Origin of the sequence: Pseudomonas sp. 18173 (genome assembly GCF_050432945.1) — a bacterium.
Taxonomy (GTDB): domain Bacteria; phylum Pseudomonadota; class Gammaproteobacteria; order Pseudomonadales; family Pseudomonadaceae; genus Aquipseudomonas.
In genome coordinates this window covers 286,935-311,845 of sequence record NZ_JBKFTN010000004.1, presented here as the reverse complement: position 1 = coordinate 311,845, position 24,911 = coordinate 286,935, and the positions used below count along the sequence as shown (strand labels likewise).

Genomic DNA, 24,911 nt, shown 5'->3' with positions numbered 1-24,911 from the left:
AAGGAAGGATGCGTTCGCTCCGTGGTTAATCGAACATCACGCCACGCGCCATGCCAGTCGCGGCCACCACCATCAACAACATCAGTAGCGCCTCGACATGACTGATCCGTGCAAACAGCTTCGCACGGCCGGTATCGAAAGCCACTTTACGACCCAGCGCTATCCGCCACTTGATCAACGTCACCATTGGCGCAATTTCCAGCAGCAGGATCAGCACGAACAGGGTCATCTTCAGGTGAAACAGCGGCTGATGCAGGTAATAGTCCGCGCCTTTCTCGTATCCGCCAAAGGCACGCATCCCCCCGCTGACCAGCAAGACCACCGCTGAAATACCCCAGATATTGTCCGCCATCAAAACACTGCGCACTTCTGCGGCTCCATCGGCCAAACGCCGAAAAGCGCTGCCTCGAACCAGCACCGCCCAAAATCCCAAGGCAACTGCCAGAAGATGAACCGCCGCTAGTAACCAGTGAGTCAGCATCGAGAAGCTCCTGCCAGGTCGAAGTTATATGAGCCTGTCAGTAGTAGCCCAAGAAATGCCTGCTTGCACGGCATCCGTGGACAATGCCCGGAACACAAAATGACAGACCAACTAGACTCCATTGCGCTGGTATTGAGTATCTGCGGCAGTACCAGCCCCCAACAGCAACTCACTCCCACCTCATTGAACTGAGTAAACAAAATCATGTGTAAATCATGTGATTCAAGCTCTGCTTCAAACACAACAGGCCGTCGTCGTTTTCTTCAATTTGCCGGATTGAGCGCAGGCGCCCTGCTGCTGACCGGCACACTGCCCGGCAAGGTCATCCTGGCAGCCGAAAAAACGTCAGCCCCACCAAAACCGCAAAACGTCATCAGCCCCGATATGGCGCTGAAAAGATTGATGGAGGGCAATGAACGATATGTAAACGGCACTTCCACGACACATGATTTCAAGGCTGAGCGAGAGGCCCTGGTATCCGGTCAAAACCCGTTCGTGGCGGTACTGAGCTGCTCTGATTCGCGGATCGCCCCGGAATACGCGTTCGACACCGCGCGCGGCGATCTTTTCTCCGTCCGCGTCGCGGGCAACTTCGTGACACCGGAAGGCCTGGGCAGCCTTGAATACGGGGTTGCCGTACTGGGTGCCCCGTTGATTCTCGTATTGGGACATGAGAGCTGCGGCGCCATCGAGGCAGGCATCAAGGCGGTGAAGGATCATACGGTTTTCCCCGGCCATATCCCGAAACTGACCGATGCACTCAAGTCGGCTATCGAGACCGTGTTGAAGCAACCCGGCAATTTGGTGGAAAACGCCACCGTGCAGAACGTCAAAAATTCTGTCAACAGCCTGAAACAGGCCTCGCCCTTGCTGACTGATGCGCAGAGCAAGGGCTTGCTGAAAATCGTGGGAGGTATCTATCGCCTGGCGAGCGGCAAGGTAGAGCTGATCGCCTGACCCGCAACACGCACATCGCCCGCATCGGCGCATAACCCCGTATGCAAAGAGCCCAGCGCGGTGGCTGGGCTCTGTTTATCTTCGGTTTTCCATCATTTTGTCAGCAAGGGTTTTGGCCCTCTCGATCAACAGGTTCTGCCTGTCTTCGTGAGTAGCCCCGCCAACAACCGGGGCAGTCAAATTGCTTTCGGCAATCAATGCAGCGCAGAAGTATTGATCCCAGACAGACTTGTCCACTGTTGCCAGCTTGCTGATTTGATCGGCGTTCATGGGCGGCTCCTTTCAATGAGGCAGCACTATTAGTTTACGCCGGAATGGCAAATAAACCGGGCTATCCCCCACAGTGGCCCACCATTCGTCGCCTGCGAAAACCCAACGAAGAAATCGCTCGCATCCGTGGCTTGAGGATTGCAAAGTACGCGCGTAGCAGCGCCGGAACGACATAACTCTGACGCCGCAGCCATTCAATCAATGCTTAAGGACTCCAGCGATACGCTTGGCCAGTCACCGGGAGATGTAACGTGTCAACGCTCAACGAAATCGCAATGAACCACGCGAGAATGGCTAAGGAAAAGGCAGCAGATACGACCGAACTGAGCGAGCGCCACCTCCAGATTGTCGGGAGCTTCGAGGTGCCATCCATTGATATGCAACAGCACATCCCGATGCACCTGATCGCACAACCACAGGAGGGCCACCACAGCCTTGCGACAGCCTTCGCCCTCTGACCTTTCCTGGAAGCAGGCGACGACCTGAACGATTTACCCGGTAACCACTGGCAGCCCGGTACCCGTTCAGCAATCGTCGCCAAGTCCTTCAAACTGATATTGCCTGGCTATCACTGAAACCCGCTGGAGAGATCAAGGACGGCAACCTGAAGCAATCCCCGCCAGTCCGCCGCGCCTTGATAATAGATATCAACCGACCCGTTGATAGACAGTCTTATTGGAAAGTGGTGTCGCGATAAAATACCGCACCAGTGCTACGAGAAGACCAACAAAAAATCCAAGAGCCAGCCCCAATAACAGAACCAGCGCTTTTTTCGGCTTGATCGGTCCGGCAGGTTGTTGAGCCACCTGATCAACTGTAACCAATTTAATGTTACTTACGTCGACATTCAGATTACGTAACCGGGCTATTTCAGCCCGTAGAGGCTCCACATCACGTAGAAAAACATCTTCGTTGGAGCGTTGATTCAGAACTTCCGCTTCTCGATTGGCCTGCAGCATCTGCAACTCTTTGGCAATCTGCGCAATTCGCTTCTCAGTAAAATCGTCCGATTTTCGTTGTTGCAGAATTGCGTACTCAGCTTCGAGCGCTTCGGTCCCCATAAAGTAAAGTGGGATTTGTTGGCTATTGACCTCGGTACGCATTACGCTGCCAGATCCATCGTGCGTAGAGTCTGCCATGGATGAAGGTGTAGAGGGCCTCTTGATACCCAGAGTCTTGGCAATACTAATGGCTTCACCGAGCTGAGCCATTCGATCATTACGCTCGGTTTTCAACTGCAGCCGAAGTGCTTTGACTTCATCTTGAAGTTGAGCACGTTTCAGGGCGTCCGCCTCGAGCAGATGAGCAATCTTTGCCTCCTTCTCAGCGTCATAGGCAGACCGGGCGGCTGCAAGCTTCCCGTTCAGCTCGCGCAAGCGGTTATCAATAATAACCTTCAGGCTTGTAGAGATTTCATCCCGTTCGTTATCAATCGCGTATTTAATGAGACCATTTGTAATCGCAACACCATCTACACGCTCTGGATAGATTAAATCCAGTTTAACAAAAGCATTTAGACCATCATTTTTTTTCGAGTCCGGGACAATTAGCGCAATGTAAGTTCGATTGAATTCTTCAAATACCTGCTCAGGCGTTTGGCCCGGCACCATAAACTCGGAAAATAAATTTTCGTGCTTGCGAAAAAAGCCCAATCTCGTTTCATAAGACTCCAGCGCTGCACCTGCCTTTGAAAGAGCGTCACTTGGCGACAGATTATAAACACCCGAACGATTGAGTTCATCCAGTTCATTAATAGGCGCAGGACGCAAGACACTACTTACCTGATACTGGCGGACACTAAAATAAACATACGCAACAGCCAATAATCCAAAAAGAATGACAGCACCCAAAATCAGGTATTTTTGCTTCCAAAGTGATCTGCAGACCTCAGTCAGATCATATTCATTTGAAAATAAATCCTGGGGAGCCCTTGCGAAATCATTCATTGACAAACTACTCCTTACGAAATATCCATATCACGCCTAAAAAACAGAACACATGCGTAAGTGCGCAAAGCTTGTTGCTTGACATTTCAGGAAGAACCTCCTCGAGTGAGCAGTTAAAAAACACGCTATAGAGCTGATTAACCTTTACGTCAAAGCAAAATGATGGCACGGCTGATTTTCGCCGCATGCACTTTAGCGAAGGAACCTCTTTAACATAGAGCTGGCATGCTTTTAGTGCAATCAATACTTGGCCACCTCCGCTATCAAAGCTATTCGCCAGGGGCTTCATACGTTCGAATGCAGGCCACTCCCCCCCAGTAACCACCTTCTGCCGCCACGTGGAGCATGCAGCATGGCAAAAGTCATCGCCCAAATTACGGCTCGAATACCACGCCTCATGGCGGCAGGCGAAGGCCCAACCTTTCATGAGATTCGTGCATTCGGCGCCTGGCCTTATGAGCGGCAGGATTTCAAGCAGGGATATATTCAGGGCTTGATGGGGGATGCCGACGTGAAAATGACCGCGCATTACCAGGCGGGACACGGCGACGAGGTGATATACATTAAGGAGAGAGCGGATCGGAAGGTATAGCGCCGCGTTTAATTGCAGGGATGCTTGCCCAAACGCCAGGCAACAAAAAAGGGCCCACCTTTCGGTGAGCCCTTCCAGACCGCCCAGCAGAGCGGATTTTGTTTGGTAGGCGCGATTGGACTCGAACCAACGACCCCCACCATGTCAAGGTGGTGCTCTAACCAACTGAGCTACGTGCCTGCTGTGAGGCGGCATTCTACGGAATTCCGGAGGGGTGTCAACACCTTTTTTCGAGCTAACCCTATGAATATGCAAAATATTTAATTTCACGGGCACAAAGAAGATTTTCCGGGTGGCTGGCGGCCGATTTTCAACTCGGGTAGGATCAACGCACTCGTAAAATATATTAAACAGAGGCAGCAGGATGGCGAACACCCCCTACCCAGAGTCCTACTACGCCGCATCGGCCAATGCCGTTCCGCCGCGCCCGGCGCTGCAGGACAATGTCGAGACCGATGTCTGCGTGATTGGCGCCGGCTACACAGGGTTGTCCTCTGCCCTGTTCCTGCTGGAGAACGGCTTCAAGGTCACGGTGCTCGAAGCCGCCAGGGTGGGTTTCGGGGCGTCCGGGCGTAATGGCGGCCAGATCGTTAACAGCTATAGCCGTGATATTGATGTCATCGAGCGCACGGTAGGCCCCAAGCAGGCCCAATTGCTGGGGCAGATGGCCTTTGAAGGTGGCCGGATCATTCGTGAGCGTGTCGCCAGATACAACATTCAGTGCGACTTGAAGGACGGTGGCGTGTTCGCCGCCATGACCGCCAAACAGATGGGTCATCTCGAATCCCAGAAGCGCCTGTGGGAACGATTCGGCCATACCCAGCTCGAGCTGATGGATCAACGTCGGATTCGCGAAGTAGTGGCGTGCGATCAATACGTCGGCGGCATGCTGGACATGAGTGGAGGCCACATCCACCCGCTCAACCTGGCGCTGGGAGAGGCGACGGCAGTCGAATCCCTGGGTGGGACGATTTACGAGCAGTCGCCGGCCATACGCATCGAGCGCGGCGCCAACCCGGTGGTACACACGCCGCAAGGCAAGGTCAGGGCCAGGTTCATCATCGTCGCCGGCAATGCCTATCTGGGCAATCTGGTGCCGGAGCTGGCCGCCAAATCGATGCCTTGCGGTACACAAGTGATTACTACCGAGCCACTGGGCGATGAACTGGCGAAAACCCTGCTGCCTCAGGATTACTGTGTCGAAGACTGCAACTACTTGCTCGACTACTACCGCCTCAGCGGCGACAAGCGCCTGATTTTCGGTGGCGGCGTGGTATACGGCGCGCGGGATCCGGCGAACATCGAAGCGATCATTCGACCGAAGATGCTCAAGGCGTTCCCGCAGCTCAAGGACGTGAAGATCGACTACGCGTGGACGGGCAACTTCCTGCTGACCCTGTCGCGCCTGCCCCAGGTCGGACGCCTGGGCGACAACATCTACTACTCGCAGGGCTGCAGCGGCCATGGCGTGACCTACACGCACCTGGCGGGCAAGGTCCTGGCCGAAGCCCTGCGTGGCCAAGCCGAGCGTTTTGACGCGTTTGCCGACCTGCCCCACTACCCGTTCCCCGGCGGACAAATGCTGCGCACCCCGTTCGCGGCGCTGGGTGCCTGGTACTACGGATTGCGGGACAAGCTCGGCGTGTGACCGACAGATGCAAAAAGGGCCGCAATGTGCGGCCCTTTTTTGTTCAACGATATTTTACAACCGGTCGCGCGCGATACCGCTGCGAATCCGCAGGATGTCCGCCAGCACCGCCAGGGCAATCTCCGCGGGCGTCTTGCTGCCCAGGTTCAGCCCGATTGGCGCATGTATCCGCCCCAACTCGACGTCCCCCAGCCCGCCAATGCGCCGCAACCGCTCGAAGCGCTTCTGCGAGGTCTGCATGGAGCCCATCACGCCGATATAAAACGCCTCGGTGCGCACCGCCTCCATCATCGCCAGGTCATCGATACGCGGATCGTGGGTCAAGGCCACCACCGCCGTGTCGCTGTGGCAGCCGCCGTCGGCAATGAACACCGATGGCAGTTGGCGGCGAATCTCCACGTTTTCCAGCACGACGCCTTCCAGCACTTCGTCTCGCGGGTCACACAGGATCACCTCGAAGCCCAGGCCCACGGCAAACTCCGCACAGGCTTGGGCGACACTGGAATACCCGGCCAGCAACAAGCGCTGGGCCGCGCCGACGCGCACACGCACCCGGTCGATTTCACGCTCGATACGCACACCCTGCTCACGATCGTCGAACAGACTGCGAGCACCGCTGAGCAAATCAACTTCGCGGATCAACCGGCGTCGACCCAACAGCGCCGACTCCAGTTCGCGCAGGTGCGCCTGCACCTCGCAATCGGCGTCAAGCTTCTCGACCAGCACGTCCAGCACCCCGCCGCACGGCAGGCTGACGCGGGAACGTGGATCGTCGCCTTCGCCGTAACGAACAACACTGACCGGTTCGAGAAACGCGCCCTCGGCGACTCGCTCGAGAAAATCCTCCTCGACACAGCCACCCGACAGCGAGCCAATCCAGTGCCCATCGCTGTTCACCGCCAGCAGCGAGCCCGGTGCGCGCGGCGCCGAGCCATAGGTGGCCAGCACCGTACACAGCCAGATACGCTGACCGGCCGCCGACCACTCCAGCGCCCGGCGCACGACTTGCAGATCGAGATGCTGCATGTCAGTGCGCCTTGTGCTCGAGCGGCGGCGCATCGGCCCGCAACTTCTGCACGTCGTTCACCGCCAGATCATTCGGCTGACCACCCCATCCCTGGCGCAGGTAGTTCAACAGATCCGTGAGTTGCTCGGCGCTCAACTTCTCGGCGAACCCTGGCATCGGCTGCATGTGTTCGAAACCGGAGAATTTCTGCTCACCGATACCGTCGTCGATCACCCGCACCAGGTTACGCGGATCTTCCAGGCGCAACGTGGTGTTGCCGCGCATGGCCACGGCGATGTGTGGTTTACCCTCGCCACTCGGCGCATGGCATCCGGCGCAGACGTTCAAATATTCCTGACGGCCGCGCTGGGCACTTGCGCTCAGCTTGTCCAAGGGCACTTCGGTGAGCACTTTCGCCGCTGGTGGCTGATCGCCGAGCAGGAAAGTCGCCATCGCCGCCAGATCCGGATCGTTGAGGCCCTGGGTGCTGTTGTGGAACACCGGGAACATCTCGTTGAACATCGTGCCCTGGGCGCTCATGCCGTGCTTGAGGAACGAGCTCAGGTCCTGATGATTCCAGCCACGAGCCGCCAGGTCAGTGGCCAGCAGGCTCGGCGCCAGATAACCATTGAGAAGGCCACCGGTCATGCGCTTGTCCTGCTGCATCGCACCCGGCAAGCCGCGTGGCGTATGGCATTCGCCGCAGTGACCCAGCACGTCGACCATGTATTGGCCGCGCTTCCAGGCTTCGCTCTTGCCCTCGGCCGACTCCAGCTTCACGTCCTTGCCGTACATCATGTTCCAGCCCATCAGGCCCAGGCGCACGTTGAACGGGAAGCTCAGGCTGGTGACCGGTGCTGCACGCTCGATCGGCTCGACGGTTTTCAGGTAGGCATGGATCGCGTCCGAGTCGGCACGGGGCATCAGGTGATAGGAGGTGTACGGCATCGCCGGATACAGGTTGGCGCCATCGCGGCGCTTGCCTTCGGTCAGCGCGGCAAAGAACTCGTCGTCGCTGTACAGGCCGATGCCGTGCTCTTTGCTCGGGGTGATGTTGGTGCCGTAGATCGTGCCGAACGGTGAAACGATCGGCAGGCCGCCCGCAAAGGGCGCGCCACCCGGCGCGGTGTGGCACGCCATGCAATCGGCGGCGCGGGCAAGGTATTGGCCTTGCTTGACCTGCGCATCATCGGCGTGGGCCAGCAATACAGGCGCAGCCAGGCCGACCGCCAACGCCAGGCGGCTAAGTAGAAGTTTCATCCTTAACCCTCCTTGACCAGGCCGAGATCGGTCAGCACGTTGCGTGTGGCGCTGTAGTAGCGCACATATCCGGTGCAACGGCAGATGTGATGACCGAGGCTGTCCTCGATGACTTTTTCCAGCTGGCTTTTGACGATGGGCTGACGCTGCAGTTTTTCCACCAACACGGTCGCGGCATTCACGAAACCCGGCGCGCAGTAGCTGCACTGGAAGGCGAATTCATCGACGAAGCGCTGCTGGATCGGGTTCAGTTCGGTGACCTTGCCCTGCTCGTCGCGGGTCGCATGGCCTTCGATGGTCCGCACCTTCTTGCCTTCGAAATAGTGTGCGCCGGTGATGCAGGTGCGCACTTCTTCGCTGGTGCCGTCGGGGTTGTCGACGATCACCACGCAAGCGTGACAGATGCCCTGGCCGCAACCCAGGCGCGAACCGGTGAGGTTCTTGTACTCGTGCAGGTAGTCGATCATCGGCAGGTCATCAGGGATGTCCACCGGGCCGACGGATTGACCGTTGAGGGTCAGTTGAAGCGGACGGTTAGCCATTGAGGGCCTCCTTGATGCGTGCAGAAGTGATAGGCAGGTCGCGGACACGTTTACCGATGGCATGGGCCACGGCGTTGCCGATGGCACCGACCACCGGGATCATCACCACCTCGGCGATGCCCTTGGACGGGTCGCTCGGCGACAGTGGCGGCAGGATGTCCGCGGTCTGTTTCCACACCGCAACGTGACGCGCCATTGGCAGGCGGTAACGGTTGAAGTTCCAGTCACCCTCCCCCGGCCCGCCCTCATACAGCGGCATCTCTTCCATCAACGCATGGCCGATGCCCATGGCGATACCGCCCTCGAGCTGGCCCTTGACCAGTTCTTCCACCAGCACCCGACCGCACTCGACCCACGAGTGATGATTGAGCACCGACACTTCTGCCGTACCTTTGTTGACCTTCACTTCCACCAGCGTCGCGACCGGGCTGTAGTAAGTCACTGCCGCGTTGTTCAACTGGGTTGCCGGGTAGGCGATGTTCTGCCGATCCAGCAAATGGAAACCGGCGCTGTTCATCTGCGCCTGCTTGGCCTTTGGCGCACCATCGCCATACTTGACCGCCAGCCCGTCGAGCGGCAGACGTTCACGCACGCCGTCGATGCTGAACTCAGCCTCGGCCCAGCTCCAGCGGTTGAAACCATGCACGGTCGCGCCAGTCACCAGCCCGCGTTCGTGGGCACGCTTGGCCAGCATCGCGAACGGCAACGGCTCCATGCCGTTGGCGGTGAGCTTGCCGTCGACCCAGTGGGCGTCTTCGCGGCGCACCACGTAAGGGTTGGCCTGGCCGCCGTAAGGGCCTTGTCGCCAGATCTCCAGCGCCGCCGGCCACAGGCCGTGGTTGAACAGCACGCGCGCCGCTTCACGGGTGGCATGGCTGAAGTAGTAGGCGGAGTTGGTCGCCGACGATGCCGACGCGATCTTGCCGACCCAGCGCGGGTTACGCAGGAAGTTGTCCTGCTCGGCCTGGCTCATGATGTAAGGGTTGCCGCCGGTGATCAGCTGCATTTCCTTCCACTCGGTTTCGCCGGTCTTCACTTCGTGCGCCGGCAGACCGAGGAAATCGGCCACGACCATCGCCTGCGAAGTGGACATGCCGGTGCCGATCTCGATACCGATGTGACGCAGGTTGATGCGCCCTTCAGCGGTGAATTCGATGCTGGCCATCGGCGCTTCCGAACCGGTACCGAAGTCTTTCTGGCAGATGGCGAAGCCTACCCCGTACCAGTTATCCGGATCGACGGCTTCGCGCTGCTGCTTGATCGCGTCGCGGTTTTTCCAGGTGTCGTGAACGGCCGCCTTGTCGAGAATCTCGTGCAGGCGCAAGGCACCGGCCGGGATCGCACCCTGGGTGTTTTTCATGCCCGAGCGCAGCGCGTTCTTGCGGCGCAGCTCAATGGCATCGATGCCGAGGCGACCGGCGATTTCGTCGACCATCATTTCGGTCGACGCCATGCTCTGCAGGGTACCGTAGCCACGCATCGACCCGGCTTCTACCGCGCGGGAATGGTAAGCGGTGACCTGCAGATCGTTCTGCGGCATGTAGTAGATCGACTGTGCTGCCGTAGCGCCCACTGCAGCCACCGAAGGGCTGTAGTTGATGCGCCCGCCACCGTCGACGCTCATTTCAGCGCGGAAGATCTTGAAGCTGTAGTCGTTCTTGTCCACCGCCAATTGATAGCGAATGTCGAACGGGTGACGCTTGATGCCGCTCTGGAACTGCTCGTAGCGGTCGTTGGCCAGGCGCACCGGCACACCGGCGCCGTACAACGCCGCCAACGCTGCGTAGTAGACGAAAATGTTGTGGTCTTTGGAGCCATAACCGACGGTGTAGCCCGGGTGCATGTTCAGGTTGGCCAGGCCGAAACGCGACGGCGCGATCATTTTCGCGGTTTCGGTCGCAGCTTCCAGCGGGCATTGGGTCGCAACCACGAAATGCAGGGTCTTGGTGGCCGGGTCGTACCAGCCGTTGCCGTTGTCAGGCTCCAGGGCCGCCGGCTCGATCGACGGGGTCTTGTAGCGCTCATCGAACACCAGCCAGTTGTCCGGCGGCGCATCGATCTGCTGCTTCATGCGCTCGGCGTAAAACAACCCGCGCTCGGTCAGGTTGCCATGCAGGTTCGGCTGGGAGTTCCACACCGGACGGCGGTTTTTCAGCATCGGGAACAGGATCGAGTCCTTGAGGCTGGCGAACTCGTCTTCGTCCGCCGAGGTCGCCCCGCCAACGCGCACGTAACGGAAGCTGCCGTACGGATCGCCCTCGTAGAACGGCACTTTGTCGCCGTAGCGGATGGCCTTGTCATTGAACTTGAGCTTGTTCTTGGCCTGACGGAAACGCTCGAAATCGTTCCAGATCAGGATCGCCACCGGGTGCCCGATGAACATCGGCACCTTGCCGGCCGGCAACAGTGGATCAGGTGCATGCTCCTCAGGGAACACGATACCGTCCTTGACCAGGTCTTCGGCGGTAACGATGCGGTCCGGCTGCAACTCGGCACCGAGCCACGAAAGGTCCAGCCCCGCGTAGATGCGGTCTGCCTTGACGGTCTTGAGCAACATGGCGTGGCCTTGCTGCTGCGGCCAGCCCGGCATGTCCTTGGCGCGGATGTCGCGGGCAAAGACTTTGCTGCCGCAGACCTTGGACAAGGCATCGTTACGGGCGCGTGCCTTGCCATTGTTGCCAAGCCACTGCTCGGACGGCACGGTCACGCTGTTTTCCATCAAGGCGGCCAGCGCCTGGCTGCTCAATGGTGTGAGCGTCACGCTCACACCCGCTACCAGCCCGCCCTGGAGGAACGAGCGCCGGGATATATCACGGTTGGACATGGATCATCCTCTGGGCGGTCATGGAGCCCGCCCTTCTGATTATGTACTGGAAATCTCGAGTCTGCAGAAGCCCTTCTGGACGTAGCAAAGGGCTGTAATGACAGTGCGAAGCTGACCGAAAGGTTAAGTTTATAGGCTTACGACCTTGCGGAAAACCAAAAACTGACCAAAAGATCAAAAAACTGCGACTTTTTGGCGCAGCGCATTGAGGATGTCGACGAGAGCAGGAATCACCCTGTCGCGCTCACGCACAAAATGGCTCTATCCGGGGGACAGACATACAGAAAGGACTGACAGGAAAAGTACGGGAAGGGAAAAATCAAATTCCAGAAACAAAAAACCCCGGTCTTTCGACCAGGGTCTTTGCTATCGACTCGAAGCAGCCAGTGGCTTCTTCGTAGCTCCAAGGCGTTCAGTTGGCCTTGAGGCAGATATGGCGCAGCGGACGGGACTCGAACCCGCGACCCCCGGCGTGACAGGCCGGTATTCTAACCGACTGAACTACCGCTGCGTATCGCTTTGAGCAGATGCTCAAGTAACTCGTCTGATTAAAAGCTCTGAGACTTTTCAATCTCTCTTTCAATCTCGAATCAGGGCGAACCTGACTCGGTAAATATGGCGCAGCGGACGGGACTCGAACCCGCGACCCCCGGCGTGACAGGCCGGTATTCTAACCGACTGAACTACCGCTGCGTATCGCTTTGAGCAGATGCTCAAGTAACTCGTCTGATTAAAAGCTCTGAGACTTTTCAATCTCTCTTTCAATCTCGAATCAGGGCGAACCTGACTCGGTAAATATGGCGCAGCGGACGGGACTCGAACCCGCGACCCCCGGCGTGACAGGCCGGTATTCTAACCGACTGAACTACCGTTGCGTATCGCTTTGAGCAGATGCTCAAGTAACTCGTCTGATTAAAAGCTCTGAGACTTTTCAATCTCTCTTTCCATCTCGAATCAGGGCGAACCTGACTCGGTAGATATGGCGCAGCGGACGGGACTCGAACCCGCGACCCCCGGCGTGACAGGCCGGTATTCTAACCGACTGAACTACCGCTGCGCGTCGGTGGAGGCATTTCAGCCTACCTCTTGCTTTCGCAAGTATCTCGGGAGTGGTGGGTGATGACGGGATCGAACCGCCGACATTCTGCTTGTAAGGCAGACGCTCTCCCAGCTGAGCTAATCACCCGTTTGCATCTCCGAGGCCGCGAAATTTACGCAGGTAACGAACCTAAGTCAATACCCTGCTTGAAGTTTTTCTGAAAAAGACAAAATTCTTTCAATCGGGAGAGCATCTACAGCAGTCGGACCGCTTTCGCGAGCAAGCCCGCTCCCACAATGGACCGCGTTCTTTCAGACATAACACGATCCAAAGTGGGAGCGGGCTTGCTCGCGAAGACGGCGGAACATTCAACATCAATGCTGAAGACTGCGCCTTTGTCCGATTACTCGCTGTAAATCATCTTCTTGGTCATGCCGCCATCGACCACGAATTCCTGGCCGGTGACAAATCCGGCATTCCTCGACAGCAGCCAGGCGACCATCGCCGCGACATCCTCGACCGTACCCACCCTGCCCGCCGGATGCTGGGCATGATCGGCCTCGGTCAATGGTTGGGCACGCCGCACCGAGGGGTCGCGCGCGTCGATCCAGCCAGGACTGACAGCATTGACCCGGATCTCCGGGCCAAGACTGATGGCCAACGCGTGAGTCAGGGCCAACAGACCGCCCTTGCTCGCCGCATAGGCCTCCGTATCGGGCTCCGACTGCCCGGCGCGGGTCGAGGCCAGGTTGACGATGGCACCGCTGTGAGCGCGCAAGTACGGCGCACAGTGCTTGGCCAGCAACATCGGCCCACTGAGGTTCACCGCCAACACCCGATTCCAGTGCGCCAGGTCCAGGCTTTCCAGCGTGATGTTGTGCGGATCGGCGACCGCCGCATTGCACACCAGCGCATCCAGGCGCCCGAACTGGCCAAGCACCTCGGCCACGCCCAGTGCGACCTGCCCCTCATTGGCGACATCCATGGCGATGAACCAGGCGTTGTCGCCCAGCACTTTCACCACTTTCGAACCGCGCTCGCGGTCCAGATCCGTCAGCACGACTTGCCAGCCTTCGCTGATCAGCCAGGCCGAGATCCCCAGGCCAATGCCCCGCGCAGCACCAGTCACCAGCGCTACGCGGCCATTCGAGCCTGTGGCCGGTGCAGACAACTCGATCACAACGCAGCCAGGCCGCGCGCCAGATCGGCTTGCAGGTCCGCCACGTCTTCCAGGCCGACCGCAATGCGGATCAGGCTGTCACGAATGCCCGCCGCTTCACGCTCTTGCGGTGCCAGGCGCCCATGGGACGTGGTGCTCGGATGCGTGATGGTGGTCTTGCTGTCACCCAGGTTGGCGGTGATCGAAATCAGGCGCGTGGCATCGATAAAACGCCAGGCACCCTCTTTGCCGCCCCTCACCTCAAAGCTGACGACCGCCCCGAAACCCTTCTGCTGGCGCAGCGCCAGTTCGTGCTGCGGATGGCTCTTGAGGCCGGCGTAATGGACTTTTTCGATGCCTTCCTGCTGCTCCAGCCACTCGGCCAGCTGCTGGGCGTTGGCGCAATGTGCTTTCATCCGCAGATTCAGGGTTTCCAGGCCCTTGAGGAAGATCCAGGCGTTGAACGGGCTCAGGGTCGGCCCGGCCGTACGCAGGAAACCCACCACTTCTTTCATCTGCTCGCTACGGCCGGCGACCACGCCGCCCATGCAACGGCCCTGGCCATCGATGAACTTGGTGGCCGAGTGCACGACGATGTCCGCGCCCATTTTCAGCGGCTGTTGCAGTGCCGGCGTGCAGAAGCAATTGTCGACTACCAGCATCGCGCCTTTGGCGTGAGCAATTTCCGACAGCGCGGTGATGTCCACCAGCTCGGCCAGCGGATTGGATGGCGATTCGACGAACAGCAGCTTGGTGTTGGCCTTGATTGCCGCATCCCAACCGGACAGATCGGCCAGGGCAACGTAGTCGACCTCGATGCCGAAGCGCTTGAAGTACTTTTCGAACAGGCTGATGGTCGAGCCGAAAACGCTGCGCGACACCAGCACGTGATCACCGGCGCTGCACAGGCTCATCACCACGGCCATGATCGCCGCCATGCCGGTGGCCGTGGCCACGGCCTGTTCGGCGCTTTCCAGCGCGGCAATGCGCTCTTCGAACGCGCGCACGGTCGGGTTGGTGTAGCGCGAGTAAACGTTGCCCGGTACTTCGCCGGCGAAGCGCGCAGCGGCGTCGGCGGCGGTACGGAATACGTAGCTGGAGGTGAAGAACATCGGATCACCGTGTTCGCCTTCCGGCGTACGGTGCTGACCGGCACGTACGGCCAGGGTATCGAACGCTACACCTTCGAGGTCGCTGTCCAGCCGACCGGCATCCCATTCCTGACTCATGCTGTCACTCCTTGCCCTGCTCTTGATAGATAAAAGTCTGTTTGCCAGATACAAAACCGGCCCCTCAGGGCCGGTAGAAACTCAGTTGTTGTACAGATCGATGATCGCACTGACTGCCTGCGTCTTGACCTTGGAGGCATCGTTGCGTGCCTGTTCGATCTTGTTCAGGTAAGCCTCGTCGACGTCGCCGGTGACGTACTGGCCATCGAACACCGCGCAATCGAACTTGTCGATCTTGATCTTGCCGCCACCGACCGCTTCGATCAAGTCAGGCAAGTCCTGATAGATCAGCCAGTCGGCGCCGATCAGGTCAGCCACGTCCTGGGTCGAACGGTTGTGGGCGATCAGCTCGTGGGCGCTCGGCATGTCGATGCCGTAGACGTTCGGGTAACGAACCGCTGGCGCCGCGGAGCAGAAGTAGACGTTCTTCGCACCGGCTTCGCGGGCCATCTGGATGATCTGCTTGCACGTGGTGCCGCGAACGATGGAGTCGTCCACCAGCATCACGTTCTTGCCGCGGAATTCCAGCTCGATGGCGTTGAGTTTCTGGCGCACGGATTTCTTGCGCGCCGCCTGGCCCGGCATGATGAAGGTCCGGCCGATGTAGCGGTTCTTCACGAAGCCTTCGCGAAACTTCACGCCCAGGTGGTTCGCCAGCTCCAGCGCGGCGGTGCGGCTGGTGTCCGGAATCGGGATGACCACGTCGATATCGTGATCCGGACGCTCGCGCAGGATCTTCTCGGCAAGTTTCTCACCCATGCGCAGACGGGCCTTGTAGACCGACACGCCGTCGATGATCGAATCCGGACGCGCCAGGTAGACGTGTTCGAAGATGCACGGGGTGAGGGACGGGTTGGTCGCGCACTGACGGGTGTACAGCTTGCCCTCTTCAGTGATGTAGACCGCTTCGCCAGGTGCCAGGTCGCGAATCAGGGTGAAGCCGAGCACGTCCAGGGAAACGCTTTCCGAGGCGATCATGTACTCGACGCCTTCGTCGGTGTGACGCTGGCCGAATACGATCGGGCGGATGCCATGCGGGTCGCGGAAGCCGACGATGCCGTAGCCGGTGATCATCGCTACGACGGCATAACCACCGACGCAACGGTTGTGCACGTCAGTGACGGCGGCGAACACGTCTTCTTCGGTCGGCTGCAACTTGCCACGCTGGGCCAGTTCGTGTGCAAACACGTTGAGCAGCACTTCCGAATCGGAACTGGTGTTGACGTGGCGCAGGTCGGATTCGTAAATCTCCTTGGCCAGTTGTTCAACGTTGGTCAGGTTACCGTTGTGCGCCAGGGTGATGCCGTAAGGCGAGTTGACGTAAAACGGTTGAGCTTCAGCCGACGTCGAGCTGCCCGCGGTCGGATAACGCACATGGCCAATGCCCATGTGGCCGACCAGGCGCTGCATGTGACGCTGCTGGAACACGTCACGCACCAGACCGTTGTCCTTGCGCAGGAATAACCGGCCATCATGGCTGGTCACGATACCGGCAGCGTCCTGGCCGCGGTGCTGGAGGACGGTTAGCGCGTCATACAGCGCCTGATTGACGTTCGACTTACCGACGATACCGACGATGCCACACATGCGACGCAACCCCTACTTAATGGATCTGAACTGAGCACTACTCACTGAGGCGTTTTGGCCATCGGCAAGAGTTGCTCCTTGAACGGAATATCAGCGGGTACGCTGATTCCGCTGGCAAGCCACTGACTGCTCCACCCGAGGATCAGGTTTTTGGACCAGTCGGCGACCAATAGAAATCTTGGCACGAGCTGTGACTCTTTCCACCACCCGTCCTGCTGTACCGGCCCCAGGCTCAACAGCCCGACGGCAATAACCACCAGCAACCCGCCACGCGCGGCGCCGAAGACCATGCCGAGGAATCGGTCGGTCCCGGAAAGCCCGGTGACGCGAACCAGTTCGCCGATAAGATAATTGATCATTGCGCCTACGATTAAAGTGGCGACAAACATGATGGCACAGCCCGTGATTATACGGGCCGACGGTGTTTGAATGTACCCGCCGAGGTACTCGGACAGTGAGCCACCGAACATCCAGGCGACGACCCCTGCGATGATCCAGGTCACCAGCGACAGTGCTTCCTTGACGAAGCCGCGGCTCAGACTGATCAATGCGGAGATGGCGACGATTGCAACGATCGCCCAGTCAACCCAGGTAAATGGCACAGTGCAGCCTACAGACGGATAAGGCGGCGCATTTTAGCAGAGCCCATGCTTATCGGTAAGCTGCGATTGTCAGTGCATTTCATATCGCGGCGATAGTTTTAGCCACGTTCCGGCTGAAAGCGCACGACAAACCCCTTGAGGTTCTGCTGGCGGTTGAGCAAGTCACGCAGACGGTCAGCTTCAGCGCGCTCGATCAGCGGCCCGACAAACACCCGGTTTTTGCCGTCGGCGCTACGGATGTAGGCGTTGTAACCCTGGCTGCGCAGGGTTTTCTGCAGCTTTTCCGCGCTTTCACGATTCGCCAGGCTCGCCAGTTGCACCGACCAGCTGACAGACAAGCCATTGGCATCGACACGGCTTTGCGTGGTGTCCGGTTTGACTGGCGCCGCCGCGATAGGTTGGGCAGGCGCGGTAGCAGGTTTTGCAGCCAGAGCCGGGACCGGTGCTGGCGCAGGCGGCGGTGTAACCGGCTTGGCAGCCGGCGCGGGAGCCACTGGCGCTGCTGGCACGGCCGATTCCTGCTGGGCGATTTCGTCATCGCTCGGCACGGGCTCCTGAGGCAAGGCCTGCGGTTCAGGCACCACCACCGGTTCGACCTGCACCTGAGGCATCACGGGCACCTGCGGAGCCGCAGGTGCTTCGACCGTCACCTGGCGCTGTTCGTCCTGGCGGGAAAACAGCATCGGCAGAAAAATCACCGCCAGCGCAACCAACACCAGGGCGCCAACCATGCGCTGTTTATATGCCTTATCCAGCAATGCCATTTGCCGCGTCCTCCGTGGAGCGCCGGGCCAACCATTCAAGGGCCTCGGCAACACAATAAAATGATCCGAACAACAGGATTTCGTCGTCGCTCGCGGCCTGCGCGCACTGCCCTTCCAGGGCGGCCGCTACGCTCTCGTATGACGTGACCGACGCACCCAGACCTTGCAACGCATCGTGCAGATCCGCTACCGGACGCGCCCGAGGCGAATCCAGGGGGGCGACAGCCCAGTGCTGGACACTAGCATTCAATTCGCCGACAACACCACCCAGGTCTTTGTCCGCCAGCAACCCGAACACCGCCAGGCGCTTGCCGACCGGCGGGCGACTGGCCAGGCGACGAGCCAGATATTCCGCTGCATGTGGGTTATGTCCCACATCCAGCAACAGGTTCAAGCGCTTGCCTTGCCACGCGAACTCACGGCGATCCAGGCGACCGACCACCCTGGTTGCCCGCAGCGCCTCGATGATCTGCGCATCCACCCAAGGCAAGCCGAGCAGCAAGTAAGCCTGCAACGCCAGCGCGGCATTTTCCATCGGCAAATCAAGCAGCGGCAGGTCGTGCAACTCGACTGCACGCCCTTGCGCATCGACACCGCGCCACTGCCAGTTGTGATCGGTCATGCCGAGATCGAAATCGCGCCCACGCAGGAAAAACGGGCAATTGAGCTCGCGCGCCTTGTCCAGCAAAGGTTGTGGAGGATTCAGATCGCCGCAGAGCGCAGGCGCGCCCTGGCGGAAAATACCGGCCTTTTCGAAGGCCACGGACTCACGGGTATCACCCAGGTAATCCGCATGATCGACGCCGATACTGGTCACCAGCGCCATGTCGGCGTCCACCACGTTGACCGTGTCCAGACGACCGCCCAGCCCGACTTCCAGCACCACGGCATCAAGCCCCGAGCGCTGGAACAGCCAGAATGCCGCCAGGGTGCCCATTTCGAAGTAAGTCAGGGAAGTGTCGCCACGCCCGGCCTCTACCGCGGCAAAGGCCTCGCACAGCTCGGCATCGGTGGCTTCGACGCCATTGACCTGCACCCGCTCGTTGTAACGCAGCAGGTGCGGGGAGTTGTAAACCCCCACTTTCAAGCCCTGGGCCCGCAGCAAGGACGCCACGAACGCACAGGTGGAACCCTTGCCGTTGGTCCCGGTGACCGTAATCACCCGAGGCGCCGGCTTGCCCAGTCCCATGCGGGACGCTACCTGCTGCGACCGCTCCAGGCCCATGTCGATGGCTGAAGGGTGCAACTGTTCAAGGTAGGCGAGCCATTCGCCAAGGGTACGTTGGGTCATAGGCTGGCAGGCACCGGCGGAACCACGATCGGCTCGATGGGTGCAGCCACGAACTTCGGCGTCGGCAGGCCCATCATCTGCGCCAGCAGGTTGCCCAGACGCGGACGCAGTTCCTGACGGTCGATGATCATGTCGATGGCACCGTGCTCCAGCAGGAACTCGCTGCGCTGGAAGCCTTCCGGCAGTTTTTCGCGCACGGTTTGCTCGATGACACGCGGACCGGCAAAACCGATCAACGCTTTCGGCTCGCCGACAATCACGTCGCCCAGCATCGCCAGACTGGCGGAAACGCCACCGTAGACCGGATCGGTCAACACGGAGATGAACGGAATGCCTTCTTCACGCAGACGCGCCAGTACCGCGGAGGTCTTGGCCATTTGCATCAGGGAGATCAGCGCTTCCTGCATCCGTGCACCGCCGGAAGCCGCGAAGCAAACCATCGGGCAACGCTTTTCCAGGGCGTAGTTGGCGGCGCGAACGAAACGCTCACCGACGATGGCACCCATGGAACCGCCCATGAAAGAAAACTCGAACGCCGAAACCACGATCGGCATGCCCAGCAAAGTGCCGCTCATGGAAACCAGCGCGTCTTTTTCGCCGGTCTGCTTTTGGGCCGCGGTCAGGCGGTCCTTGTACTTCTTGCCGTCGCGGAATTTCAGACGGTCAACCGGCTCCAGGTCCGCACCCAGCTCGGTACGGCCTTCAACGTCAAGGAAGATGTCGATACGGGCGCGTGCACCGATGCGCATGTGATGGTTGCACTTGGGGCAAACGTCCAGGGTCTTTTCCAACTCAGGACGATACAGCACAGCCTCGCAAGACGGGCATTTGTGCCAAAGACCTTCAGGCACCGAGCTCTTCTTGACCTCGGAACGCATGATCGAAGGGATCAGTTTGTCTACTAACCAGTTGCTCATGCTTTCTTTCTCCAGTACCGGCGGCCCGAACGCTCTGGTTCGCGGCCCCGTGTATGCCCTAGCGCTAAATTCATGTGTGCGGCGACGGTCGATGGACTGCCACGGTCAGCGCGAAACATGACCTGCGTGCAACCAGAAACCCTCGGACATGCCTGCTGTGTGCAGTGCATCCGCTTTGTACAGTGCAGTGGACGGCGGCAGTCTGCCAGCCGTCACATCAACAGGTGCTACCACGTACCGCTTTGATGAATGCCTGGATCTTTGCGTGGTCCTTGATGCCCTTGCTCGCCTCTACCCCGCCGCTGACATCCACGGCGTAAGGTCGAACGCGTGCAACTGCCTCGGCGACGTTCTCCGGCGTCAGACCGCCGGCCAGAATGATCGGCTTGCTCAAGCCCTGCGGTATCAAAGACCAGTCGAACGCCTCACCGGTTCCACCGGGGACGCCTTCGACATAGGTATCGAGCAGGATTCCACTGGCACTTGCATAAGCATCACAGGCCGCGGCGATGTCATCACCGGCCTTGACCCGCAGCGCCTTGATGTACGGCCGGTGCCAGCCTTCGCACTCGGCGGCGGTTTCGTCGCCATGGAACTGCAACAGGTCCAGCGGCACGGCGTCGAGGATTTCCCCCAGCTCGCATCGGCTGGCATTGACGAACAAACCCACGGTGGTCACGAACGGCGGCAGCGCCTTGATGATCGAGCGCGCCTGCTGGAACGTCACCGCACGGGGGCTTTTGGCGTAAAACACGAATCCGATGGCATCCGCCCCGGCCTCGACGGCTGCCAACGCATCTTCCGTGCGGGTAATCCCACAGATCTTGCTGCGAACGGCTGACATGTCGACATGACTCCAAGACAAATCCGGGAAAGTCCCGGATGGTAGCAAAAGCGTTCGAGGGCGTCAGCCGCCAAGTTCCGAGAAGCCGGTCAGGAAGTGTGGACCGATGTAACGCTCGGGCAATTCGAATTCGTCACGGTACTCGACCTGGACCAGATACAAACCGAATGGATGCGCGGTGACACCACCGGTCCGGCGAATCCGGCTTTCCAGCACTTCTTTCATCCACTCCACCGGACGCTCACCGGCGCCGATGGTCATCAGCACGCCGGCAATGTTGCGCACCATGTGATGCAGGAAGGCACTGGCGCGAATATCCAGCACGATCATCTTGCCGTGACGGGTGACGCGCAGGTGGTGCAACTCCTTGATTGGCGACTTGGCCTGGCACTGGCCGGCACGAAAAGCACTGAAATCATGGATGCCGAGCAGGTATTGAGCGGCCTCGGCCATACGCTCGACGTCCAGCGGGCGGTGGTTCCAGGTCACTTCTTCATTCAAATGCGCCGGGCGGATCTGATCGTTGTAGATCACATAGCGATAACGCCGGGCGATGGCCTTGAATCGCGCATGGAAATGCGCCGGCATGACCTTGGCCCAACTGACACTGACGTCGTGGGGCAAGTTGATGTTGGCGCCCATGGTCCAGGCCTTCATCGAACGCTCGACCTGGGTGTCGAAATGCACCACCTGTCCGCAGGCATGCACCCCGGCGTCGGTACGCCCGGCGCACATCAGCGAAACGGGGGAGTCGGCGACTTTGGACAAGGCGTTTTCGAGGGTTTCCTGCACGGTGAGCACCCCGGACGCCTGGCGCTGCCAGCCGCGGTAGCGCGAGCCCTTGTATTCGACGCCCAGCGCGATCCGGAAAAAGCCGTCGGCTGCCATTTCGGCGGCCGGGTTATCTATATTTGCCAAGGAGGGACAGCCTGCTGATGTACCAAAGGCGGGCATTATAAGGCCGACTGGAGGGGATGCCAGCACAACCGATGTACTGTGGTGAATGTGATGGTCTCTTCGCGAGCAAGCCCGCTCCCACAGGGTTCTGTGGTGTTCACAAAACCCTGTGGGAGCGGGCTTGCTCGCGAAGGCGGCCTGGACGTCGACATCACTCTCCCGGCAAAACAAAAACGGCAGCCTCAATGGGCTGCCGTTTTTTTTTACAACGCACCGATCACTCAAGCCAAGCGCGAAAGCATTTCCTTCGCTTCGCTCTTCTGCTCGTCACTGCCTTCGCTCACGACCTCATTGAGGATGTCGCGGGCGCCGTCGCTGTCGCCCATGTCGATATAGGCCTGAGCCAGATCGAGCTTGGTAGCGGCTTCGTCAGTACCTGACAGGAAGTCGAAGTCATCATCGCCACCCAGCGCGGCATCAGCTTCGGTAAAAGTCGGCTCGCCGATGCTGCCGGACAAGCTCTCCAGCTCGGCATTGACATCATCCAGCTCTGCCGCGAAGGCATCCGGAGCGTCCATTTCATCGGCCAGCGACAGATCGAAATCGGCCGGTAATTCCAGGTCATCCAACGCGACCTCAGGGACAGCCGGGGTTTGGGCGGCTGGAAAATCCTTCACCCCTGCATCCAGGTCCAGCAGGAAGTCGTCTTCAGCCAGCATCGCCGGCGCAGGTTGCGCCCCGAGATCCAGATCAAGGTCGAAGTCCGACAGATCGTCGAGGTTTTCCTTGATTTCAGTCTGCTGCTGCAACACCGACTCAAAACTCAGGTCGTCGTCCAGCGGGAATTCGTCGAGATCCGCCAGCGTTGCCACTTCAGGCTCTGGCGCGGGTGCTGGCGCCACCGGCGTGATCGTATCCAGATCATCCAGGCTCAGGTCGAAGGCGCTGTCGAGGTCATCCTCGAACGGTGCCGGTGCCGACTCTGGTGCTGGTGCTGGCGCTTGCGGCTCGTCGAGCAACAGATCCTTGACGTATTGCGCGTCCAGCTCGGCAGCAACGGCGGCTGCGGCGATGCCACCGGCTGCCACCAGCGCCATGGCCGGGAAACGGCTTTTGAGTTTTTCAACCTGGGCGAAGTTGTCGCCATTGGCCACCAACTGACGTTCCTGGCCGACGAACGCATCGCGGTCGCCTTGCTGGCCGTAGACTTCCATCAGTTTCAAGCGCAAGTCGCTGCGCTTGGGCTCTTGCTTGACGCCATCTTCCAGCAACGCGGCAGCCTGGTTCAGGCGACCGGCATTGATGTGCGACTGAGCCTGGCCCAGCACGTCGTCGGAACGCTCGGCAGCCGGTGCCACCAATGGCGCGGCGATCGGCGTGGTCATCACGACCGGGGCAACTACCGGCGCTGGCGCGGGGGCTGGCGTCGGTGCATTCGCCAGCTTCACGCTCGGCGGCGGAACTTCCAGGCCTTCGAAGCTGCTCTCCGGCAAGTCGAGATCGGCCGAGAACGGCTGCTCTTCAGCCAGGGCACGCGCCATGCGCATATGCTTCTCGGCTTCTTGCTGGGCTTTGCGGCGGCGCGCCAGCAACAGCAGCAAGAGCAGCAGGATCAGCGCACCGCCGCCCACCAGGCCCAGCAGCACCGGATTGGTCAGCAACTCATTGAATTTCTGTTCGTCGGCTGCGGCAGGTGTCGCTTCGACAGGCTGTTCGGCCGGCGCCGGAGCGGCCTCGGGCGCGGTGGCCACTGGCGCAGGTGCAACCGGTGCAGTTTGTGCCGGAGCAGGCGCTGCCGCCGGGTTGGCAGCCAGCTCGGCCGATATTGCCGGAGCTGTCGCAGCTGCTGGTGCAGCGCCCTCGGCCTGCATCTTGGCCAGTTGATTATTCTTCAGCTCGATCAGGCGCTGCAGCTTGTCCACCTGACTTTGCAGGTCGGCCATGCGGCTTTTCAGTTCGGCGTTATCACGACGACTGGTGTCGAGGCTTTCCTGGGTCAGCGCCAGCTTGTTGGCGAGGGCCTTGGCATCTCCGGCAGCCCCCTTGCCACGGTTCTTGCCGGATTCGGCGGAAACCAGGCTCAGCTTGTCACCGGTCGCTTGAGCCGGAGCAACGTCGGCGCGGGCGCGATGGGTGGCGTCGAGTTGTTGCTGCCCTGCCCCGGGCTTGGCCACATAACGGCGACCCTGACGCCAGGCCTTGTTTTGCGCGGCCACTTCGGCAATCGCCTTGGGTTGCGGCAAGCTCGCGCTCTGCGCCTGGTCCGGCATGCGCAGCACCTGGCCGGTTTTCAAGCGGTTGATGTTGCCGTCAATGAAGGCGTCCGGGTTCAGTGCCTGGATGGCCAGCATGGTTTGCTGGATCGAGCCGCCATTACGCGCTTTTGCGGCGATCTCCCACAGGGTATCCCGTGGCGTGGTGGTGTATTGGGCCGGCTTGGTTGCACCGGTAACCGGCGCAGAAACGGATTGAGTCGGCACAGGCTGCGCAGCCGCCTCGGCGGTTTGCGGCGAGAATTTCGATGGATCGAGCAGCACACTGTAGTCGCGCAGCAAGCGGCCGTTCGGCCACATGACCTGAACCAGGAACTTCACCATGGGTTCGGACAGTGGCTTGCTGGAGGTTACGCGCAGGATGCTTTTACCGCTGGCGTTGAGCACCGGGGTGAAGGTCAAGTCATTGAGAAACGCCTGGCGGTCGACACCGGCCTTGGCGAAATCTTCCGGCGAAGCCAGGCTCGGTACCACTTCAGCAGCGGTGAGGTCCTTGACATCGAGCAGCTCGATTTCCGCTACCAGCGGCTGGTTGAGCGTCGATTTCAGGGTCAACTCCCCGAGCCCGAGGGCATGCGCCATACCGGAGGACAGCGCCGAGGCGGCCGCTATTGCTAACACCAGTTTGCGAACTTGAACCATTAGCTCATCCTTAGTTTGAACATTCCTCGGCCAGCGAGAAGGTATTGATAGCCGCTGCCGTAAGGCATTGCGCGCAACGGCGAGGGTCGTCGCGCGCGATCATTTCATTGATGCCCCGGAAAGCCCTGCAGAGTGGCTCGC

The 24,911-nt window shown here is 59.8% G+C and carries 21 protein-coding genes and 6 tRNA genes; 4 read left to right on the top strand and 23 right to left on the bottom strand.

Annotated elements, in window-relative coordinates:
• Positions 1–25: 25 nt before the first annotated feature.
• Complete coding sequence (locus ACLD1X_RS06890) at positions 26–481, bottom strand: DUF2214 family protein (RefSeq protein ID WP_429366682.1); 456 nt, start codon at positions 479–481, stop codon at positions 26–28.
• Positions 482–685: 204 nt separating this feature from the next.
• Here ACLD1X_RS06890 and ACLD1X_RS06885 point away from each other — a divergent pair, with 204 nt between their 5' ends.
• A complete protein-coding gene (locus ACLD1X_RS06885; RefSeq protein WP_429366681.1) occupies positions 686–1,438 on the top strand; it encodes a carbonic anhydrase in 753 nt (250 codons plus the stop codon).
• Between the two features lie 75 nt (positions 1,439–1,513).
• Here the strand turns inward: ACLD1X_RS06885 and ACLD1X_RS06880 are convergent, their stop codons facing one another.
• The gene (locus tag ACLD1X_RS06880) at positions 1,514–1,708 is read right to left on the bottom strand and encodes a hypothetical protein (protein WP_429366680.1); all 195 of its coding nucleotides are present in this window, start codon (positions 1,706–1,708) and stop codon (positions 1,514–1,516) included.
• A 251-nt stretch (positions 1,709–1,959) separates the two neighbouring features.
• On the opposite strand from ACLD1X_RS06880, the gene ACLD1X_RS06875 reads away from it, so the two are divergent.
• Positions 1,960–2,166 carry a hypothetical protein gene (locus tag ACLD1X_RS06875; RefSeq protein ID WP_429366679.1) on the top strand — a complete coding sequence of 69 codons (207 nt, stop codon included), beginning with the start codon at positions 1,960–1,962 and terminating at the stop codon, positions 2,164–2,166.
• A 189-nt stretch (positions 2,167–2,355) separates the two neighbouring features.
• On the opposite strand, the gene ACLD1X_RS06870 is transcribed toward ACLD1X_RS06875, so the two are convergent.
• Positions 2,356–3,654 carry a GNVR domain-containing protein gene (locus tag ACLD1X_RS06870; RefSeq protein WP_429366678.1) on the bottom strand — a complete coding sequence of 433 codons (1,299 nt, stop codon included), beginning with the start codon at positions 3,652–3,654 and terminating at the stop codon, positions 2,356–2,358.
• A gap of 352 nt (positions 3,655–4,006) precedes the next feature.
• Here ACLD1X_RS06870 and ACLD1X_RS06865 point away from each other — a divergent pair, with 352 nt between their 5' ends.
• Positions 4,007–4,246 (top strand): tyrosine-type recombinase/integrase, encoded by a 240-nt coding sequence (locus ACLD1X_RS06865; protein ID WP_429366677.1) that lies wholly within the window; start codon positions 4,007–4,009, stop codon positions 4,244–4,246.
• Positions 4,247–4,349: 103 nt separating this feature from the next.
• On the opposite strand, the gene ACLD1X_RS06860 is transcribed toward ACLD1X_RS06865, so the two are convergent.
• Positions 4,350–4,426 (bottom strand) — tRNA-Val (locus ACLD1X_RS06860).
• 184 nt (positions 4,427–4,610) lie between these two features.
• Between ACLD1X_RS06860 and ACLD1X_RS06855 the strand changes: the two genes are divergently transcribed.
• The gene (locus tag ACLD1X_RS06855) at positions 4,611–5,894 is read left to right on the top strand and encodes an NAD(P)/FAD-dependent oxidoreductase (protein WP_429366676.1); all 1,284 of its coding nucleotides are present in this window, start codon (positions 4,611–4,613) and stop codon (positions 5,892–5,894) included.
• A gap of 54 nt (positions 5,895–5,948) precedes the next feature.
• Here the strand turns inward: ACLD1X_RS06855 and ACLD1X_RS06850 are convergent, their stop codons facing one another.
• The 19 genes from ACLD1X_RS06850 to ACLD1X_RS06760 all read right to left on the bottom strand — a co-directional run bounded on the left by ACLD1X_RS06850 (position 5,949) and on the right by ACLD1X_RS06760 (position 24,770).
• On the bottom strand, positions 5,949–6,920 hold the full coding sequence (locus ACLD1X_RS06850; RefSeq protein WP_429366675.1) for an XdhC family protein: 972 nt from the start codon (positions 6,918–6,920) through the stop codon (positions 5,949–5,951).
• 1 nt (position 6,921) lies between these two features.
• Positions 6,922–8,160 (bottom strand): c-type cytochrome, encoded by a 1,239-nt coding sequence (locus ACLD1X_RS06845; protein ID WP_429366674.1) that lies wholly within the window; start codon positions 8,158–8,160, stop codon positions 6,922–6,924.
• 2 nt (positions 8,161–8,162) lie between these two features.
• Positions 8,163–8,702: a (2Fe-2S)-binding protein gene (locus ACLD1X_RS06840; RefSeq protein ID WP_007982256.1), complete on the bottom strand. Its 540-nt coding sequence runs from the start codon at positions 8,700–8,702 to the stop codon at positions 8,163–8,165.
• Positions 8,695–11,526, bottom strand: a complete 2,832-nt coding sequence (locus ACLD1X_RS06835) for a xanthine dehydrogenase family protein molybdopterin-binding subunit (protein WP_429366673.1) — start codon at positions 11,524–11,526, stop codon at positions 8,695–8,697. The genes ACLD1X_RS06840 and ACLD1X_RS06835 overlap by 8 nt, the downstream gene beginning before the upstream one ends.
• A 434-nt stretch (positions 11,527–11,960) precedes the next feature.
• Positions 11,961–12,037 (bottom strand) — tRNA-Asp (locus ACLD1X_RS06830).
• A gap of 105 nt (positions 12,038–12,142) precedes the next feature.
• Positions 12,143–12,219 (bottom strand) — tRNA-Asp (locus ACLD1X_RS06825).
• Between the two features lie 105 nt (positions 12,220–12,324).
• Positions 12,325–12,401, bottom strand: a tRNA-Asp gene (locus ACLD1X_RS06820).
• A 105-nt stretch (positions 12,402–12,506) separates the two neighbouring features.
• Positions 12,507–12,583: transfer RNA gene (locus ACLD1X_RS06815), tRNA-Asp, on the bottom strand.
• A gap of 53 nt (positions 12,584–12,636) precedes the next feature.
• A tRNA-Val gene (locus ACLD1X_RS06810) sits at positions 12,637–12,712 on the bottom strand.
• 256 nt (positions 12,713–12,968) lie between these two features.
• Positions 12,969–13,745 carry an SDR family oxidoreductase gene (locus ACLD1X_RS06805; RefSeq protein ID WP_429366672.1) on the bottom strand — a complete coding sequence of 259 codons (777 nt, stop codon included), beginning with the start codon at positions 13,743–13,745 and terminating at the stop codon, positions 12,969–12,971.
• Positions 13,742–14,953 (bottom strand): O-succinylhomoserine sulfhydrylase, encoded by a 1,212-nt coding sequence (locus tag ACLD1X_RS06800; protein WP_429366671.1) that lies wholly within the window; start codon positions 14,951–14,953, stop codon positions 13,742–13,744. Before ACLD1X_RS06800 ends, ACLD1X_RS06805 begins: the two co-directional genes overlap by 4 nt.
• Before the next feature lie 81 nt (positions 14,954–15,034).
• A complete protein-coding gene (purF, locus tag ACLD1X_RS06795) occupies positions 15,035–16,540 on the bottom strand; it encodes an amidophosphoribosyltransferase (RefSeq protein ID WP_007975670.1) in 1,506 nt (501 codons plus the stop codon).
• Positions 16,541–16,581: 41 nt separating this feature from the next.
• A complete protein-coding gene (locus ACLD1X_RS06790) occupies positions 16,582–17,142 on the bottom strand; it encodes a CvpA family protein (RefSeq protein ID WP_429366670.1) in 561 nt (186 codons plus the stop codon).
• A gap of 98 nt (positions 17,143–17,240) precedes the next feature.
• Positions 17,241–17,906: an SPOR domain-containing protein gene (locus tag ACLD1X_RS06785; protein ID WP_429366669.1), complete on the bottom strand. Its 666-nt coding sequence runs from the start codon at positions 17,904–17,906 to the stop codon at positions 17,241–17,243.
• Positions 17,890–19,197 (bottom strand): bifunctional tetrahydrofolate synthase/dihydrofolate synthase, encoded by a 1,308-nt coding sequence (folC, locus tag ACLD1X_RS06780; protein WP_429366668.1) that lies wholly within the window; start codon positions 19,195–19,197, stop codon positions 17,890–17,892. The genes ACLD1X_RS06785 and folC overlap by 17 nt, the downstream gene beginning before the upstream one ends.
• Positions 19,194–20,114: an acetyl-CoA carboxylase, carboxyltransferase subunit beta gene (gene accD, locus ACLD1X_RS06775; RefSeq protein WP_429366667.1), complete on the bottom strand. Its 921-nt coding sequence runs from the start codon at positions 20,112–20,114 to the stop codon at positions 19,194–19,196. The genes folC and accD overlap by 4 nt, the downstream gene beginning before the upstream one ends.
• A 217-nt stretch (positions 20,115–20,331) precedes the next feature.
• Positions 20,332–20,958 carry a phosphoribosylanthranilate isomerase gene (locus ACLD1X_RS06770; protein ID WP_429366666.1) on the bottom strand — a complete coding sequence of 209 codons (627 nt, stop codon included), beginning with the start codon at positions 20,956–20,958 and terminating at the stop codon, positions 20,332–20,334.
• A gap of 63 nt (positions 20,959–21,021) precedes the next feature.
• Positions 21,022–21,846, bottom strand: coding sequence for a tRNA pseudouridine(38-40) synthase TruA (truA, locus tag ACLD1X_RS06765; RefSeq protein WP_057715572.1), 825 nt, complete (start codon positions 21,844–21,846; stop codon positions 21,022–21,024).
• 290 nt (positions 21,847–22,136) lie between these two features.
• Positions 22,137–24,770, bottom strand: coding sequence for a FimV/HubP family polar landmark protein (locus ACLD1X_RS06760; RefSeq protein WP_429366665.1), 2,634 nt, complete (start codon positions 24,768–24,770; stop codon positions 22,137–22,139).
• Positions 24,771–24,911 lie beyond the last annotated feature (141 nt).

Bases quoted from the DNA above. Each gene is read 5' to 3' on its own strand.
- ACLD1X_RS06890 (WP_429366682.1), bottom strand. From the start codon at position 481: ATGCTGACTCACTGGTTACTAGCGGCGGTTCATCTTCTGGCAGTTGCC.
- ACLD1X_RS06885 (WP_429366681.1), top strand. From the start codon at position 686: ATGTGTAAATCATGTGATTCAAGCTCTGCTTCAAACACAACAGGCCGT.
- ACLD1X_RS06880 (WP_429366680.1), bottom strand. From the start codon at position 1,708: ATGAACGCCGATCAAATCAGCAAGCTGGCAACAGTGGACAAGTCTGTC.
- ACLD1X_RS06870 (WP_429366678.1), bottom strand. From the start codon at position 3,654: ATGAATGATTTCGCAAGGGCTCCCCAGGATTTATTTTCAAATGAATAT.
- ACLD1X_RS06865 (WP_429366677.1), top strand. From the start codon at position 4,007: ATGGCAAAAGTCATCGCCCAAATTACGGCTCGAATACCACGCCTCATG.
- ACLD1X_RS06855 (WP_429366676.1), top strand. From the start codon at position 4,611: ATGGCGAACACCCCCTACCCAGAGTCCTACTACGCCGCATCGGCCAAT.
- ACLD1X_RS06850 (WP_429366675.1), bottom strand. From the start codon at position 6,920: ATGCAGCATCTCGATCTGCAAGTCGTGCGCCGGGCGCTGGAGTGGTCG.
- ACLD1X_RS06845 (WP_429366674.1), bottom strand. From the start codon at position 8,160: ATGAAACTTCTACTTAGCCGCCTGGCGTTGGCGGTCGGCCTGGCTGCG.
- ACLD1X_RS06840 (WP_007982256.1), bottom strand. From the start codon at position 8,702: ATGGCTAACCGTCCGCTTCAACTGACCCTCAACGGTCAATCCGTCGGC.
- ACLD1X_RS06835 (WP_429366673.1), bottom strand. From the start codon at position 11,526: ATGTCCAACCGTGATATATCCCGGCGCTCGTTCCTCCAGGGCGGGCTG.
- ACLD1X_RS06800 (WP_429366671.1), bottom strand. From the start codon at position 14,953: ATGAGTCAGGAATGGGATGCCGGTCGGCTGGACAGCGACCTCGAAGGT.
- purF (WP_007975670.1), bottom strand. From the start codon at position 16,540: ATGTGTGGCATCGTCGGTATCGTCGGTAAGTCGAACGTCAATCAGGCG.
- ACLD1X_RS06785 (WP_429366669.1), bottom strand. From the start codon at position 17,906: ATGGCATTGCTGGATAAGGCATATAAACAGCGCATGGTTGGCGCCCTG.
- folC (WP_429366668.1), bottom strand. From the start codon at position 19,197: ATGACCCAACGTACCCTTGGCGAATGGCTCGCCTACCTTGAACAGTTG.
- accD (WP_429366667.1), bottom strand. From the start codon at position 20,114: ATGAGCAACTGGTTAGTAGACAAACTGATCCCTTCGATCATGCGTTCC.
- ACLD1X_RS06770 (WP_429366666.1), bottom strand. From the start codon at position 20,958: ATGTCAGCCGTTCGCAGCAAGATCTGTGGGATTACCCGCACGGAAGAT.
- truA (WP_057715572.1), bottom strand. From the start codon at position 21,846: ATGGCAGCCGACGGCTTTTTCCGGATCGCGCTGGGCGTCGAATACAAG.
- ACLD1X_RS06760 (WP_429366665.1), bottom strand. From the start codon at position 24,770: ATGGTTCAAGTTCGCAAACTGGTGTTAGCAATAGCGGCCGCCTCGGCG.